Origin of the sequence: Bacillus sp. FSL K6-3431 (assembly GCF_038002605.1) — a bacterium.
In the GTDB taxonomy this organism is placed as follows: domain Bacteria; phylum Bacillota; class Bacilli; order Bacillales; family Bacillaceae_C; genus Lederbergia.
This window is the reverse complement of sequence record NZ_JBBOCT010000001.1, coordinates 3,136,714-3,153,927: the sequence shown is the minus strand read 5'-3', so window position 1 is coordinate 3,153,927 and position 17,214 is coordinate 3,136,714. Positions and strand designations below refer to the sequence as shown.

10 protein-coding genes and 1 riboswitch are annotated in these 17,214 nt (G+C 36.9%); of the genes, 9 read left to right on the top strand and 1 reads right to left on the bottom strand.

Translation table 11 applies throughout. The annotated features are described in order from the left end of the window. Positions 1 to 24 precede the first annotated feature (24 nt). From MHB53_RS15330 to MHB53_RS15305, 6 genes are all read left to right on the top strand, one after another. Complete coding sequence (locus MHB53_RS15330) at positions 25 to 930, top strand: ABC transporter permease (RefSeq protein WP_340924756.1); 906 nt, start codon at positions 25 to 27, stop codon at positions 928 to 930. Between the two features lie 13 nt (positions 931 to 943). Continuing rightward, on the top strand, positions 944 to 1,816 hold the full coding sequence (locus MHB53_RS15325; protein ID WP_340919892.1) for a carbohydrate ABC transporter permease: 873 nt from the start codon (positions 944 to 946) through the stop codon (positions 1,814 to 1,816). 43 nt (positions 1,817 to 1,859) lie between these two features. Beyond that, positions 1,860 to 3,374: an extracellular solute-binding protein gene (locus MHB53_RS15320; protein ID WP_340919890.1), complete on the top strand. Its 1,515-nt coding sequence runs from the start codon at positions 1,860 to 1,862 to the stop codon at positions 3,372 to 3,374. Between the two features lie 208 nt (positions 3,375 to 3,582). After that, the gene (locus MHB53_RS15315; RefSeq protein ID WP_340919887.1) at positions 3,583 to 5,931 is read left to right on the top strand and encodes a helix-turn-helix transcriptional regulator; all 2,349 of its coding nucleotides are present in this window, start codon (positions 3,583 to 3,585) and stop codon (positions 5,929 to 5,931) included. A 165-nt stretch (positions 5,932 to 6,096) separates the two neighbouring features. Continuing rightward, positions 6,097 to 7,413: a Gfo/Idh/MocA family oxidoreductase gene (locus tag MHB53_RS15310; RefSeq protein ID WP_340919885.1), complete on the top strand. Its 1,317-nt coding sequence runs from the start codon at positions 6,097 to 6,099 to the stop codon at positions 7,411 to 7,413. Positions 7,414 to 7,563: 150 nt separating this feature from the next. Beyond that, a complete protein-coding gene (locus MHB53_RS15305; RefSeq protein WP_340919883.1) occupies positions 7,564 to 9,993 on the top strand; it encodes a glycosylhydrolase-like jelly roll fold domain-containing protein in 2,430 nt (809 codons plus the stop codon). A 116-nt stretch (positions 9,994 to 10,109) separates the two neighbouring features. On the opposite strand, the gene MHB53_RS15300 is transcribed toward MHB53_RS15305, so the two are convergent. Next, a complete protein-coding gene (locus tag MHB53_RS15300; RefSeq protein WP_340919881.1) occupies positions 10,110 to 11,222 on the bottom strand; it encodes a 5-methyltetrahydropteroyltriglutamate--homocysteine S-methyltransferase in 1,113 nt (370 codons plus the stop codon). Positions 11,223 to 11,316: 94 nt separating this feature from the next. Further along, positions 11,317 to 11,416: riboswitch (SAM riboswitch) on the bottom strand. Between the two features lie 190 nt (positions 11,417 to 11,606). On the opposite strand from MHB53_RS15300, the gene MHB53_RS15295 reads away from it, so the two are divergent. The 3 genes from MHB53_RS15295 (at position 11,607) to MHB53_RS15285 (ending at position 16,988) form a co-directional block, all read left to right on the top strand. Further along, a complete protein-coding gene (locus MHB53_RS15295) occupies positions 11,607 to 13,319 on the top strand; it encodes a DUF4091 domain-containing protein (protein WP_340919879.1) in 1,713 nt (570 codons plus the stop codon). 107 nt (positions 13,320 to 13,426) lie between these two features. After that, the gene (locus tag MHB53_RS15290; RefSeq protein WP_340919876.1) at positions 13,427 to 15,157 is read left to right on the top strand and encodes an ABC transporter ATP-binding protein; all 1,731 of its coding nucleotides are present in this window, start codon (positions 13,427 to 13,429) and stop codon (positions 15,155 to 15,157) included. Then, positions 15,150 to 16,988: an ABC transporter ATP-binding protein gene (locus MHB53_RS15285; protein WP_340919874.1), complete on the top strand. Its 1,839-nt coding sequence runs from the start codon at positions 15,150 to 15,152 to the stop codon at positions 16,986 to 16,988. Before MHB53_RS15290 ends, MHB53_RS15285 begins: the two co-directional genes overlap by 8 nt. Positions 16,989 to 17,214: the final 226 nt, after the last annotated feature.

The following is a 17,214-nucleotide window of genomic DNA, read 5'->3' as shown; positions in this document are numbered from 1 at the left end:
GCATACATCGGCATTAAAGGTAGAATGTTAAAGATACTAAATCAAATAAAAAAGGACAAATATCTATATATATTAGCACTTCCTGGTTTGATCTATTTTTTAATATTTAAATATCTACCAATGTGGGGAATTGTTATTTCTTTTCAGGATTATTCTCCTTTTTTAGGATTAAGTGATAGTCCTTGGGTTGGACTGGAGCATTTTAAACGGCTTTTTTCGAACCCCGATTTTTGGATTATATTCCGCAATACGTTAGCGATTAGTCTTTTAAGCTTAGTATTATCATTTCCTTTACCAATAATATTTGCAATTTTATTAAATGAACTGCGTCATATAGTGTATAAGAGGACTATTCAATCAATTATTTATTTACCTCACTTTTTGTCGTGGGTGATCATTGCTAGTTTAACGTTTTTGATGTTTTCACGCTCAGAGGGAATTATTAATCAATTACTTGAATTTTTTGGTTTTGCAAAATTTGATTTTTTAACGAATCCAAATGTTTTTTGGTTACTATTGACCTCTCAATCTATTTGGAAAGATGCCGGTTGGGGAACAATTATCTTTTTGGCTGCGATTGCAGGGGTTAATTCAGAACTATATGAAGCAGCAAAAATCGATGGAGCTAATCGGTTTAAACAAATGTGGCATGTTACATTACCTGCCATACGGAACGTAATTATTATCCTTTTGATTTTGCGTATGGGCGATATTATGGAAGTTGGATTTGAACAGGTTTTCCTTATGTATAATGGTGCCGTCTCAAATGTTGCTGAAGTGTTTGATACTTATGTCTACCGCGTTGGTATTCAACAGGGACAATTTAGTTATAGTACTGCAATAGGTCTATTCAAATCGATAGTTGGGCTAGTTTTAGTTGTAATTGCCAATCGAATGGCAAAGAAGTTTGGAGAAGAGGGCATTTATTAGGAAAGGAGGGATCATGTTGAAAACTAATATAGGATCGCGCATTTTTGATGTTTCGAATATTGTCTTTTTAGGTGTAGTAGCACTTATAGCGCTGTTCCCGATTTATTATGTTTTTGTTGTGTCATTTACAGATCCGACGGAGTACCTACAAAAATCAATTATTTTGTTCCCGGAAAACTGGTCGCTCGCATCATATCGATATTTACTTTCGACGGATGCATTTATACAATCTTTAGGAGTTAGTGCCTTTTTAGCAATTATAGGTACGTTATGTAGTTTGGTTATTACCTCCTCATTGGCATATGCCTTGTCTAGAAGAAAATTTAAAGGTAGGAAGTTCATATTAATGTTAGTTCTTTTTACGATATTATTTAGTCCAGGGATCATTCCGAATTATTTACTTGTAAAAGAATTAGGGCTTATTAATAGTCTCTGGTCTGTGATTCTCGTGTCTTTATCCAATGGCTGGTTTGTTATATTGATGAAAGGTTTTTATGATAGTATTCCAGAGACCTTAGTTGAAGCAGCTACCATAGATGGTTGTAATGAAATCACTGCCTGGATTCGAATTATTCTTCCTTTATCCTTACCATCAATCGCGGCATTTGGATTATTTTTTGCAGTAGCTTATTGGAATCAGTATTTTAATGCATTACTCTATTTAAATGATTCAAGTAAATGGCCGATTCAGGTCTTACTACAAAACATATTAATAGATTCTTCGAGTAGTAGTCTTGGTGATGTTGATCCACTTATCCAACCACCGCCAAGTGAAACGCTAAAAATGGCTGCTGTTATTATCGCGATTGTACCGATTATTATGGTTTATCCTTTCTTACAAAAACACTTTGCTAAAGGAGTGATGATTGGATCGATCAAAGAGTAATCCTTTATTAGATTTTTATCAAAACTTATTGGGAGGGAACATGATGAATAAGAAAAAATCTTTAGTGGTTGCTTTACTATTTATATTAGTTTTATCAGGATGTAGTGGTAATGGAGGAAGTACATATACTAAGGGCACAGTTAATAAGTCAGATGATGGAAGCCCAACTGAGGTTCGAGTCATGAGTCACTTTTTTAGTCCAACGCCACCTTCTACAAATAATCAAGTACAACAAGAAATTGAAAAGGCAACGAATACGAAGCTGAATATTGAATGGGTTTCAGCTAATAACTACCCTGATCGATTTAATGTAATGCTAGCTTCTGGCAGCCTTCCAGATCTTATGTTAGTTCCTGATCCGTTTAATCCTGTATTTAAAAAGGCAGCAGAACAAGGTGCTTTTTGGGATGTTAGCCCTTATATTGATGACTATCCAAACTTAAAAGAAGGAATTGCAGATATTGCCTGGGAATTAACTAAAATCGATGGTGCTAATTATGGGATTCCACGCCCAAGGCCTACTGAAGGAGAAACGTTTTTTATTTTGCGTAAAGATTGGTTAGATAATGTTGGATTAGAAGTACCAACTACATCCGATGAACTATATATGGTGATGGAGGCATTCACTACTCAAGATCCAGATAAGAACGGTAAAGATGATACTTACGGTTTTCTCGGTTATGTAAATCCCGAGGATATGGGTGGGATGGGTCTCTTTGAATCCATGTTTACGGGCGTTAATGGTGAGTGGAAAGATGAGAATGGTAAATTAGTGCACGTTGCTTTTCTTCCGGAAATACGTGATGCACTTGAATTTTTAGCTAGAGCTTATACTGATGGGTTAATTCCAGAAGATTTTGCTTCCTTACAGGTAAGTCAGGTAAAGGATATGTTTAAATCTGGAAAAGGAGGAATCCTAAATGAAAAGGCTGGTGGTATGCAAGAATATTATGATCAGATTGCACAAATAGATCCAGACTTCGACTTTATGAATCTATTGCCATTAACAAATATAAATGGTTTCAACCCGAAAGGTTCAGGTTTTGCAGGAGCAAATGCTATTTCTAAAAGTGTACCTGAAGAGAAGATGAAAAAAATATTAGCAATGATGGATCGTTGGATGGAAAAGGATACATTTGAATTGCATCGTCATGGTATTGAAGGGGTTCATCACCAGGTAGAAAATGGTGAAATTGTTATCAATACCGATAAAATGCTTTCTGATGCAGTGGGAGACTATAATCAAATTGTATATGTTTCTGACCCATATGCGAGCTCTGTAAAGGAAACGTTCCCAGAAGAGGTTAAAGAATCGTATAAGGAAATCCAAGATGAGCGTGAAAAAACAAGTGTTGCTAACTTTAGTTTAGGACTTTACTCTGATACAGGTGTGATATATTTACCTGAATTAAGAAAAAGTCTTCAAGATATAAAAACAAAAATTATTCTTGGTAGAGAACCTATTGAATCATGGGATCGGTTTGTAGAAAAATTAGAAAAGGACTCACAAATGAAAGCATTGACAGAAGAAATCAATGAATCGTTCACAAACAGGTAAAGCAATTGTAAGTACAAAGATCCCAACAGTCTTTTTCAAGGACTGCTGGGATCTGAATATAAAAAGATCGATCGTTATGCCTTTTTTTGTTTCTCTAGATCAGCACATACATTATAAGCATGAGCTTGCACCTTTTTATATTTTACAGAATAGTGAAAAAATGTGATACACTATTTGTAATCGTTTTCTCAAAAGGGGTGTGTTGCTGTTGAAAGGGGAGCTATTCAAGCCGATCTCTCGTATTCTTATCTTTCAATCGGGTCACTATCGTAAAAATTTGCTTACCTTCCTCATTATAACTAGTCTCCCAGGAATCGTATTTGGATTTATTTTATTTTTCATAAGTAAGATGCAGATGGAGACTGAGCTTCAGAGTGTACATAATAATTACGTTTTTAACAAAATCAAAACGATTGAGGATCAGTTTTCATATCTCGAACGCTTATTATCTCATTGGGCATTTGATTCAAATTTTAATTCAAGCTATGAAGATATAGATGTAGTTTATCATTATAAAGAAGTACATAACATTTATAGAAATCTACTAATTATGGAAGGATCAAATCCGTTAATTGAACGAATTCAATTATTTTTGCAAAAACCTAATGAGGTGGTGTTTTCAAAAACTGGCTATACTTTTTTAGAAGAAAATGACCCCAGCGGCAGTTACAATCAGCTTTTGTTAAATGAAAGGAACATCTCTTGGAAGCAGTCGCTCTCAAGTATAGAAAATCGCAATGAAAGCAGAGATTCATCTTTATATTTAACTCATATGTTACCCGGAGGTTCTAATCAAGCATATGGTTCTTTAATTGTCTATTTGAACAAAGCTAAACTTGCTGATCTAATTACGTCCCCATACGAAGGGGGATCTGTATTTCTTTTTAGGAATGAAAACCATTGGTTGTTTGGAGATAAGGAACAAGTAGGACCAACTGCGATGCAAAAAGCCATTTTTTCTGAGATTGATAAACAGACAAATGATCCAGCAGCACCTTTCCAATTTGAATGGGAGAATCAAAGTTATACTGTAACTTACGCAGAATTTAATCGACTAAATGAGAAATGGTATTATGTATCTGCTGCACCCTTGACGGCTATTACTGCACCCGTTGTTTTTATTTCTAAACTATTTATTATCTTAAGTTTTGTTATTTTTATTAGTGCTATTATTCTATCCTTTATTGCTTCACGTCAGCTTTATTCCCCAATTGATAAACTGATCAAGAAGGTAAATGGAAATACAATGATTAAAGTCGAAAACGAGTTCGAATTAATTGAATCCAAATGGAATACCCTCTCAAATAATAGTGAAACGTTACAAAAACATTTGAAACAGCAGTTACCGCATTTAAGAGAAGGTTTTCTTTTACAACTGCTTCAAGGTTATTTATATTCCTATCAAGATAAGGATTTACAAGCGCGAATGTTGCATTATGGCTGGAATGTAGAAAATAAAAAATACCAAGTGCTCTTTATTCAATTGTTCGGTCTTAATAAAAAAGAAGGAAAGTTTTCGGATGGTGATGAGGGGTTGGCTACCTTTTTAGCAGCTAATATCATTGAGGAATTAGTTCAAAGGTCCAACTTAGAGGCGGAGCTTATAAACTTTCATGATCTTTCCCTCGGACTTTTAGTCACTTATTCGAATTTTGAAACACGCGAAAACATTGACAAACTTGTAACTGAGTTTAGTGAGGAAATTATTAAGTTTATTAATAGTATTGGGATTATGGATGTATCGATAAGTATCAGTAGAATAACGGATTCGATTAAACGCGTACATGCATTATTTGAGGAAACAAAAAATTCATTAGGTTTTCGCAATCTACAAGAAAAAAATCAAATAATAGATATTGAAAAAATGGATTACTTAATGAGTAATCATGATACATTGGATTATCCGTTTGATTTAGAAAAGGAAATTACACATGCCATTCGGCTTAGAAATGAAGCACTTGCGGTAAAATTAGTAGAGGATTTTGTTTTCTCTTTATCGCAAAAGAACCTAAGTGAGGCAATGTTGAAGCAAGGGAGCCTTCAACTACTGGGCAGTATTTTACATATTGTATTACAATCTGGATTAATGGAGGAGTTTGTTAAGGATGGGGCGAATCTATATGGGCAACTTTACCAAATAAGGGACACCGAAAGGATTAGTCAATGGTTCCAATCTAAAATCATTATTCCTATTATAAGGGAGTTGTCTCTGAAACAGGATCAGAGAGCGAGGCTTCTCGTTGAAAAGGTGGTTATTATCATGCGTGAGGAATATATGAAAGATATCTCATTAGATTACTGTGCAGATCATATCAAAATGAGCCCTTCAATACTAAGTAAGGTGTTTAAAGAGATAACAGGCTGGAACTTTATTGATTATTTAACGAGTATCCGTCTAGAGAAAGCAAAAGACTTATTAATTGATACAGATATGAAAATTAATTATATAGCGGAGAGCATAGGTTATAAACATAGTTATTTTAATCGTATTTTTAAGAAAAGTGAAGGCGTTACCCCAAGCCAGTTTAGAGAAATAATGAGGAAGAAAATTGTTTGAAATTGCATATAATCAAAGGACTTTATTACTCTAAAAACAAAAAAGTATTATTTTAGCAAGATATTGCTAAAAGTGTTTTAAAGTAATTATAGCTTTTCTAAAAATGTTTCATTGTTGGAAAGGAATGAAAGGAGTATGCTTTATTATAGAAAGGAGTGTGCTTTAATGAAACATGAAAAGGATCAATCAAAAAAGAGGTATGTACTAGTTGGAACGGGTGGAAGAGCAGAATTTTTTTACGGAAATCTTGTTACAGATTTTCAAGAAACGAGTGAGCTAGTTGCCTTTTGTGATATCAATGAGACACGATTACAATATGCAAATGAGTTATTACAAAGTAAGTATGGGTACAATTCTGTTGCATTATATCAATCTGACCGTTTTGAGGAAATGATTGCAACGGAGAAGCCAGATGTGGTCATTGTTACGACGGTTGATAGAACGCATCACCATTATATTATTCGTGCATTGGAGTTAGGATGTGATGTGATTACGGAAAAACCAATGACAACTGATGCGGAAAAATGTCAGGAAATTATTGATACCGTAAATAAGACAGGTAAAAATGTTCGTGTCGCTTTCAATTATCGCTATGCTCCACATAATACGAAAATTCGTGAATTAATTATGACAGATACGATTGGTGAAGTGTACTCAGTTCATTTTGAATGGGCACTTGATACCCAGCATGGGGCAGATTATTTTCGGAGATGGCACCGTAATAAGGTAAATAGTGGGGGGCTACTTGTCCATAAATCGACGCACCATTTTGATCTAGTAAATTTTTGGTTAGGAACAACTCCTAAAACCGTTTATGCTGCAGGTGGATTACGCTTTTATGGTAGGGAGAATGCGGAATCTAGAGGGATAACTGACTTTTACCAACGTGCACATGGAAGTGAAATGGCAAAGTCAGATCCATTTGCAATTCATTTAGAGGATAATGCCCACTTAAAGGCAATGTACTTAGATGCGGAAAAAGATGACGGCTATCAGCGGGATCAAAGTGTATTTGGCGATGGAATCAGTATTGAGGATACTCTCGCGGTAAATGTCACTTATCAAAATAAAGCAGTGCTAACCTATTCCTTAAATGCATATTTACCATGGGAAGGATATATCGTTGCCTTTAATGGAAGTAAAGGAAGGATTGAAGTTCGCATTAGGGAGCAATCATATATTAACTCCGGTGGAGATAAGGCAGATGAAGGAGCAATTCAAGATAGGTCAATTACTGTTTTGCCGATGTTCGGAAGCCCGTACGAAGTAGGAGTAATTGAAGGGGAAGGCGGACATGGTGGAGGAGATCCGCTGTTATTACGTGATTTGTTTGATAAACCGCAAGAGGATAAATTTCACAGAGCAGCTTCACATATAGATGGGGCAATGTCCATTCTAACTGGGGTGGCTGGAAATATTTCATTACAGACAGGACAGGCAGTTCAAGTAGAAGGATTAATAAATTTAAATAAAAGAGATTGATAGAAACTTTGAAACTGAAAGAGGAAACCAATTTAAAGGGGAAACATATTTAGTAATTTCCCTCGTTAATGACATGCTCGTAAACACTTCATTTATTAAAAAGCTAACATCAGAAAATGTGGTAAATGGATTATGTGAAAGGATGACATGATGAGCAAAGTAGCGGAGGAGTTTTTAAAACCATCGGATGAATTTTCGCCTATTCCTTTTTGGTTTTGGAATGATAGGTTTACTCACGAGGAAATTAAGAGACAAATTCACGATTTCTATGAAAAAGGTGTCAATGGATTTGTGTTACATCCAAGATTAGGGGTTCCAAAGGATATTGAATATTTATCTGATACGTATATGGAATTTGTATTAACCGCTGTTAAAGAGGCAAAAAAGCTTGGTATGACAGTTATTTTATATGATGAGGCCATGTATCCTTCAGGATCTGCGAAAGGAATGGTTGTAAAAGATCATCCTGAGTACGCCAGCCGTGGACTAAAAATGGTCGAGTACCCTTGTCATGGTATAACAAGTATTTCTATTCCATTGGATGATGGAGAAAAGCTTATATCCGTTCAAGCAGTTGAAAAACGATCGGATAGTCAACTTGTTAAAGAAAGTATAAAGCGGTTACATTTGATTGATGGTAAAATTCAGTATTCATCGCCATTGGAAGGCAACTGGTCGATTATCTGTTTGGTTGAGACGTATACGAAAGGAACAATCAGAGGGCTCCATTATGGAGAAGATGATAGAGAAGAGCATGCTCCAGCCTCTGCGGATCTACTTAATCCATTAGCAGTCCAAAGGTTTATTCAACTGACGCATGAGCGCTATTATGCGATATTGGCGAGTTATTTTGGATCAACCATTCAGGCGTTTTTTACCGATGAACCTGACATGCTTGGACGTGGTGCATCTAGAAGTCTAAAACCATGGACAAATGGATTTCTGTCCTATTATCTTAAGCAAGGAAATCGTGAAACGGACCTACTGGCTTTATGGTTTGATATTGGCAACGAAACGGCAGTCATTCGAAAAAATTATCAAAAGGCTGTGAATAAACGCTTGGCGGAGGCCTATTATAGACCTTTAAGTATATGGTGTGAGGAGCATCATATTTCATTAACCGGGCATCCAGCTGCAAGTGATGACATTGGGTTACTAGATTATTTTCAAATACCAGGACAGGATGTCGTTTGGCGTTGGGTTGCACCAGAGGATGAAAAAGGATTGGTAGGTCATCATTCTACAGCTGGAAAATGCTCGGCAGATGCGGCGAGACACCGAGGTAGACGACGTAATTTAAATGAGGTTCTTGGTGTTTGTGGGCAAGGAAATGGTTGGAATTTATCTGGTGGTGATATGAAATGGTATTTTGACTGGCTATTTGTTCGAGGTGTCAACTTAATTTCACCACATGCTTTCTATTATTCAATTGAAGGAAGATCAAGGAGTCACGAGCGTCCTCCAGATGTGGGTGCGAATAATATTTGGTGGCCTTATTATAAACAGTTTTCTACATATATTAAGCGCTTAAGTTGGTTAATGACTGATAGTGTGAATCAAGCACAGATAGCTGTTTTATGTGAGGAAGACTTTTTACCATGGAAAATAGTCAAGCCTTTATACGAAAATCAGATAGAATTTAATTACTTAGAAGAGTCCCTTTTGCATACTATTGTTATTGATGAAGGAAAACTGTGTATAGAGAAACAAGTGTACCATGCGATTTTAATAGAGGATATTTCAAGGTTTAATAGTAAAACAATGCTGCTTTTAGAAAATTTCATTGAAAAAGGTGTATCGGTTTTTGTTCTTTCGGAAAATGAAATAGCAGGTGCTAAACTTACATCAATGCATAGTATATGTGAAAATTTGGAGGATGAAATTGGCAGAGAGACGATGCTGGTTCCTGCTTGTAAAAACATTCGAATTAGCAAAGTCGAAAAGGAGAATAAAACTTTTTATTTACTAATTAATGAGGGAGAAACAAACTTTGGCGGGAAGCTACAAATGAAAGGTGTAGGGTCTGTTCAGAAATGGGACCCATGGAAAGGCACTATAGAAGATGTTCCAATACAGAGCCAAGAAATTAATACGATTGTATCTTTGCAACTGCAGCGTCGGGAAAGTATTATTATCCATTTCAATCCAAACGAAGAGCCATTACATCAAGATTCTTTACCAATAAGAAATAAGCAATCTATTATTGTAAGAGATGACTGGAAAATCAGTTTGGAAGGTTCGACATTGGATAAAGTCACTCTTGAATCATGGACTCACTGGGATGGGATGGAACACTTCTCAGGTGCGCTAATGTATGAACAAACCTTTACATGCCCGGAAACCTATACTACTAGTGCGATCCTAGACTTAGGAGAAGTCCATGAAATAGCCCAGGTTTGGATAAATGATCAAGAAATTGGTGTGAAAATGTGGGCTCCTTATACTTTTGAATTCGCAAATTTATTAAGAAAAGGTAATAACTCGATAAAAATAGTGGTGACAAATTCTAAGGCCAATTGTAAGGACGAAGTGAGTTTACCATCAGGCTTAATTGGACCAGTAACATTAACAATGGGATAAATTCTTGAGTATAAATGGGCACCAATCTTTGTGTTGCTATATGAGGAAAAGGAAAAAAGAGGTTGGGAATCTTTCACTCCTAACCTCTTTTGAACAAACTTTATAAAATAGATGGATTATTTTCCCCAGACATCCTCAGCAATTTCAACAATAAACCTCAGCTTTTCCCATTGCTGATCTTCCGTTAGTTTATTACCATGATGTGTGGAAGCGAATCCGCATTGTGGGCTTAAGCATAATTGCTCTAATGGTACATATTGTGCCGCTTCTTTAATGCGTGCTTTAATTACTTCTTTGTCTTCTAATTTTCCATATTTAGAGGTGACTACGCCTAAAACAACTTGTGCCCCACCATTTGGAATATGGTCCAATGGTTTAAAGTCACCTGAGCGCTCATCATCATATTCTAGGAAAAAGCCATTTACTTTTTCTTTTGCAAATAAAGTAGGGGCGATCAGTCCATAGCTACCTTGAAATGCCCAGTTGGAGCGATAGTTTCCACGGCATAGATGGGTTGTGACCACTAAATCTTCTGGTTTTCCTTCCAATACACTGTTTGCTACTTTGAGAGCTAAATCAATTAAGTATTCTCTTGTATATTTGCCATCATTAAAAGGAATATCTGGAGAGGAAAGCCCTGCAATATAAACATCATCTAGTTGTAAATAACGGACGCCTGCATTGTAGAAAGCTTTAATCGCATCACGATAAGCTTGAATAACATCGTCTGCATATTCTTCAATGTCGGGATAGATGTTTTCATCCCTTATACCCACATTAAATAATTGGTTAGGGCTTGGAATGGTTTGTTTGGCAACGGCACGACCAGCAACAATTTCATTGAATTCAATAAAATCCTTAACATGTGGGTGATCAGGATTGAATGAAATCTTTCCAACGTTTCGGACATTATATCTTTCTGTTTCTTCATTTCCGTTAAAAACATATCCTAATTCGGGAATATAACCTTCTATTCCATTTAAGTGCTCGAGAAAGTCAGTATGCCAAAATCGGCGTCTAAACTCACCATCTGTTACAAGTTCTAAGCCAACTTCAATTTGCTTATCAACGATCCGTTTAATTTCTTGCGTTTCCACTTCACGTAATTGTTCGGCGGTAATTGCACCTTCTTTAAAGTCTTTTCTTGCTTTGTGCAAATTATCTGGACGTAATAAACTTCCGACGTGATCCGCTCTGAATGGTGCTTTCGTTAAAGTTGTAGTTGTCATTGTTACATTCCTTCTCTCCATTTTAATTTTTTTGATATAATAAAAAACCTCTTCTTGGAAAAAAGAAGAGGTTTTGGCATTATGCTATCGGCTCTTCTTATCTTCAAGCATTACGCTTCTGGAATTAGCACAGTACATAAAAGTCTGTTGCTGAGGTATCAATGGGCCAGTCCCTACACCTCTCTGGATAAGAAATAATTATATGTAGTTTTGAATTAGCTATTACTCTACAGCTCTTTATTATTTCTGTCAAGTGTGAAAAAATAAAATTAATAGAATTGATGATAAAATGGAAGAGGATTGTTTTTTAGCATAGAATGCTGTTAATATTGGATTAGCCAATTACGATGGAGCGATTTTAATGAAATGAAGGAGGAAGAATAAATGAAGAATACGTCTCTAAAAGGCGCTGTCGGAACAACTGATACACATTATGTAAAAGAAAACACCTACAAGGAAGACTATAAGCGTGTAGATTTTAATGAAGTTATAGAAATGAAAGCGGTGACATGGGAAGGGAATGCGTGGAAAGGTGATCGTGCAAGCGCCCAGTTTGTATTATGGACGAACGATGAAGGTAAAGAGGGCGTTTCCCTTTCCGTAGGGGATTTAGTAGATAGCTATAATCATAAAATAAAAGCTTCCAGTATAAAAGCAAATTTTATTCAAACAACCAGAGCGGGAAGAGGGAATCCCTCTCAAGGAAATCCACAGGAAATTATACCGGATATTCTTTTTTCCAGCTATCCGATAAACATGGATGAGACCAGTGTGCAGCCTATTTGGGTATCCATCGATATTCCGCGAGATGCTGTTGCAGGTCACTACACTGGGGAAATGAGCGTGAATACAGCTTCGGGTGATGAAGTGATTTTTACTATACAATTAGAAGTACTGGATATTACTTTACCTGAAGTAAAGGATTGGACGTATTTCCTTGATTTATGGCAGAATCCATTTGCAGTTGCAAGAATCAATCATATTCCTGAGGATCAGCTATGGTCACAAAAGCATTTCGATGTAATGAGGCCACATTATGAAATGCTAGCTGCAGCTGGCCAAAAGTCAATCACTACTACAGTGACCACTGACCCATGGGATTCGCAAACGTATGATCCGTATCACAGTATGGTGAAGTGGGTGCGGAAAGTTGATGGCACATTTGACTTTGATTTTTCAATTTTCGACATGTGGGTAAAGTTTATGATGGATATAGGTATTGACAAGCAGATTGATGCATACAGCATGGTTTCTTGGGCAAGTAAAATTACATATTATGATGAAGCTAAAAAGAATGATGTAATAGAAAAGATTGATGTAAATCATCCGAAATGGGCTGAAATGTGGCGTGCCTTTTTAGAAGCGTTTGTACCTCATCTTGATGAAAAGGGTTGGTTGGATAAAACTTATATGGCAAATGATGAAAGACCATTAGCTGATTTGGGAAAGGCAGTTGATTTAATTGAAGAAGTGTCTAATGGTAGGCTAAAGATTTCAGCTGCTATGAACTACAACAGTCTAAATGATCCACAACTAGATAGAATCCATCATATTTCAGTAGGACTATACCATATACAACATGATAGTAAGGAATTAATCAATGTATCTAAACGAAGAAGAGAGCTCGGGCTATTGACAACGATTTATAATTGTGTGGGACATTACCCAAATAGCTTTATCAGGTCCATCCCGGTGGAGGGCGTATGGGTAATATGGGACACGATGCGACACAAAGCAGATGGCTATTTAAGGTGGGCCTTCGACTCTTTTGTAAAGAATCCATTTGAAACAACAGATTTTAAAACTTGGGAGTCTGGAGATGCCTTCCTAATATACCCAGGTGCAAGAAGTTCCGTGCGTTTTGAAAGAATGAAGGAAGGGATTAGAGATGCTGTAAAGGTCAGATATATTTCTCGGAATGATAGTCATTTAGGAGATGCAATAGAAACAGAAATATGGAAGATGAATGCAGTTGGCTATGCAACTGATCCCTATAATGGGGTAAAAGATCCCGGAATTGTAAACATTTCACAAGAGGTAAATAGATTAAAGGTTGTTTTAGACAAGGCTACAAGAAGGTATATAGCTCAGAATTAGAAAATGGGATGTTGAGTCAGCCACGATGTGACACAAAGAGTTTTAATTGGATATAGGTTGATCTATTTATAGAGAAATTACTTACGCTCGGTATAGGGGGGATATGGTTGAGTAAGCTCATCCGCTATCTAAAACCACATTGGCTTTTTGTCCTGCTTGCCCCACTCTTTATGGTGTTGGAGGTTTGTATGGATTTATTACAGCCACGATTAATGGCGAGTATTATAGATGAAGGCGTCATGAAAAGGGACCTATCACTCGTTCAGTCAACAGGTGCCTGGATGCTACTCGTCGCATTTATTGGTTTACTTGGGGGTGTTGGTTGTACGATTTTTGCAAGTTATGCATCTGTTTATTTCGCGGCAGATTTACGTGAAGATTTATATAGCCGTGTGCAAAGCTTTGCTTTTAAACAGCTTGATCGCTTTTCTGGTGGTCAGCTCGTTACAAGGTTAACGAATGATGTTACGCAACTTCAGCTTTTCGTAGAAATGGTATTGAAGATTTTTGTTCGTGCTCCTTTACTGACGGTTGGAAGTCTTATTATGGCGATTATGATCAGTCCGAAATTGGCGCTTATTTTAGCTGCATCTATTCCCCTTCTATTCGTTGTTTTATTTTTACTCATCCGTTTTGCATTTCCTTTATTTTCAAAGGTGCAAGAAAAACTAGATGGTGTAAATAACGTGTTACAGGAGAATTTACGCGGGATGCGCCTTGTGAAGGCATTTGTCCGCGGTGATTTTGAACGAAAGAAGTTTCGAGAGCAAAATACGAATTATACGGAGTTCGCAGTCAAAGCATTTCGAATTATGGCGTTGAATATGCCAGTGATGATGCTCATTATGAATGTGACAATTGTTGCTGTTCTTTGGTTTGGTGCGGGGCAAACATGGGCGGGGAATTTACCAGTTGGCGAGCTTGTTGCTTTTATTAATTATGTAACCCAAGTATTATTTTCCCTTTTAATGGCAGGCATGCTGATGATGGCTGTTTCGCGTGCGAAAGCTTCAGCAAATCGTGTCAATGAACTACTTACGATAGAGGCAGAAAAGCAAATATTATCAGCTGAACCATTAAAAAATGTGCAAGGCCATATTGAATTTAATCATGTTTCTTTTACGTATGATAAGGATCAAGCATTGATACTGGATGCGATTAGCTTTGAAGCAAAGCCGGGGCAAACACTGGCGATTTTAGGAGCAGCTGGAGCGGGAAAATCAACGCTTATTCAACTAATTCCTGGGCTTTATGAAGCGACAGGGGGAACCGTGTCGATCGACGGGAAAAACGTATTAGATATCCCGTTTGATGAATTGCGAAAACAAATTGGCTACGTATTACAAGAAACTATTTTATTTAGTGGCACAATCTATGAGAATATTAGTTTTGGAAAATCAGCTGCTACTCGTGAAGAGGTGGAAGCGGCAGCAAAGGCGGCCAATGCACATGAATTCATTAGTAATATGCAGAATGGATATGAGACAAATCTTGGCCAACGTGGCGTTAATTTATCTGGTGGTCAAAAACAAAGAATTGCAATTGCACGTGCGTTATTACTTAGGCCTGCCGTGTTAATACTAGATGATAGTACAAGTGCTGTCGATGTAAAAACAGAAACGGCCATTCAGAAAGCTTTAAAAACAGAATGGAGCAACTCAACATGTATTTTTATTGCGCAACGGATTTCATCTGTTGTGGACGCGGATCATATTATTGTGATGGAAAATGGAAAAATTGCTGCGGAAGGAAATCATCCAGAATTACTTGCTGAAAGTAAGATATATCAAGACATTTACGCTTCACAGCAGAAGAGGGAGGAGGTATTACATGGTTAATAAGGCAGAAAAACAAAATCATGGTAACGCTCCTACCCCTAGCATTCGTCCAGGACGCCATATACCGACAGGCCCTGTTGTGAAAGCGAAAAATACAAAAGAGACATTGTACAGACTTTGGAATTATTTACGTAAGCAAAAAACGGGATTAATTGCAGTTACTATTTTCACAGCTATTAGTGCAGTGCTTATGTTAACGGGACCATATTTAATTGGGATGTCCATTGATCGTTACATTGTTCCTCGTGATTATGATGGTCTTGTTACAGTATGTCTTGTGTTACTTGGTGTTTATATTGCAAGTTCTGTTTTTTCTTGGCTGCAAATGCATGTCATGGCTTCGGTATCGCAACATACGGTACGTGATATGCGTAAGGAATTATTTGATAAAATTCAGAGACTGCCAATTCCCTATTTTGATAAAACACCTCATGGTGAGCTTATGAGTCGAACCACGAATGACATGGAAACAGTCTCGAATACACTAAATCAAAGTATGGCGCAATTTATTAATAGTGTCTTGACATTAGTTGGAGTCATTATTTTCATGCTCGTCATGGATGTATGGTTAACGCTCGTTAGTATGGTGATCATCCCGCTTGTTATTTTAACTACGAAAAAAGTGGCATCATATACGCGGAAATTTTTCAGTAATCAACAAAAAGAGCTTGGTTCTTTAAATGGTTTTATAGAAGAAACGGTCACGGGTCAGAAAGTCATCAAGGTATATCGTAGAGAAGCGAAGACACTTGAGCAATTCCAAGAAAAAAATTGGGCGCTTCGCGATGTGACGAAAAAAGCGCAAATTTTTGCTGGTATTATGGGTCCTTCCATGAACTTTATAAACAATTTAAGCTTTGCTCTTATAGCGGGGATTGGTGGTTGGATGGCTTTACGCGAGGTTGTCACAATTGGAATTGTTGTTGCGTTTCTTAATTACTCGCGCCAATTCAGCCGACCAATTAACGAGCTAGCGAGCCAATTTAATTTATTACAATCAGCCATTGCTGGCGCGGAACGAATATTTGAAGTGATGGATGAAGTGGAGGAAGATGATGATGAAGAGCGTCCGTCACATCCATATATTCAAAGTAGTATTCAATTTGAAAATGTTACCTTCTCTTATACAAAAGAAGATGGGCCTGTTTTGAAAAATGTCTCCTTTACAGCTGACAAAGGACAACATATCGCGCTTGTAGGACCAACAGGTGCAGGTAAAACGACAATTGTTAATTTATTAACTCGTTTTTACGATATTGAAGAAGGCAGTATTAAGATAGATGGTAAAGATATAAAAGTGTGGGATCGTAACAGCTTGAGGAGGCGTATTGGGATTGTATTGCAGGATGCTTTTTTATTTAGCGACTCCGTCATGGAAAATATTCGTTATGGAAGGCTAGATGCAACAGATATCGAAGTAATTGCAGCAGCGAAAATGGCGAATGCCGATGGCTTTATTCGCAAGCTCCCGAATGGATACACATCAGAGTTATCAGCAGATGGGGGGAATCTAAGTCATGGTCAGCGCCAGCTTATAACGATTGCTCGAGCAATATTAGCAGATCCTGATATACTAATTCTGGATGAAGCGACAAGTAGCATTGATACAAGAACAGAGAGTCAAATTCAAGAAGCAATGAAAACATTAATGGCTGGGCGCACTAGCTTTGTCATCGCTCACAGACTCAGTACAATTCGGGAGGCGGACGTAATTCTTGTTATTAAAGACGGAGAGATTTACGAGCGCGGCAATCATGATATTTTAATGGAGAAAAAAGGATTTTATTACGAGTTACAAATGAATGTTGTAAACGCGCAGCAAGCGATATAGATTGTTGAAAGAGATCATGGCATATGAAAGAAATAAATCCCTTCGCTATATTTTAGCGAGGGGGTTTATTTTAGAATGGTAATGATATTTGAAAAAATCCCATTGTTAATAAGATACATAGACATAGTAAAGGTGGGGTTCCTATTTGACCCAGTATTTTGAAGTATTCAATCAAGTGAAAGAATCCTTAATGTAGTAAAAAATAAAACATAGTATTAGGATTGGA

What these genes read in the sequence shown, in the direction of transcription:
- MHB53_RS15330 (WP_340924756.1), top strand. Translation starts at nt 25, where the DNA reads ATGTTAAAGATACTAAATCAAATAAAAAAGGACAAATATCTATATATA.
- MHB53_RS15325 (WP_340919892.1), top strand. Translation starts at nt 944, where the DNA reads ATGTTGAAAACTAATATAGGATCGCGCATTTTTGATGTTTCGAATATT.
- MHB53_RS15320 (WP_340919890.1), top strand. Translation starts at nt 1,860, where the DNA reads ATGAATAAGAAAAAATCTTTAGTGGTTGCTTTACTATTTATATTAGTT.
- MHB53_RS15310 (WP_340919885.1), top strand. Translation starts at nt 6,097, where the DNA reads ATGAAACATGAAAAGGATCAATCAAAAAAGAGGTATGTACTAGTTGGA.
- MHB53_RS15305 (WP_340919883.1), top strand. Translation starts at nt 7,564, where the DNA reads ATGAGCAAAGTAGCGGAGGAGTTTTTAAAACCATCGGATGAATTTTCG.
- MHB53_RS15300 (WP_340919881.1), bottom strand. Translation starts at nt 11,222, where the DNA reads ATGACAACTACAACTTTAACGAAAGCACCATTCAGAGCGGATCACGTC.
- MHB53_RS15295 (WP_340919879.1), top strand. Translation starts at nt 11,607, where the DNA reads ATGAAGAATACGTCTCTAAAAGGCGCTGTCGGAACAACTGATACACAT.
- MHB53_RS15285 (WP_340919874.1), top strand. Translation starts at nt 15,150, where the DNA reads ATGGTTAATAAGGCAGAAAAACAAAATCATGGTAACGCTCCTACCCCT.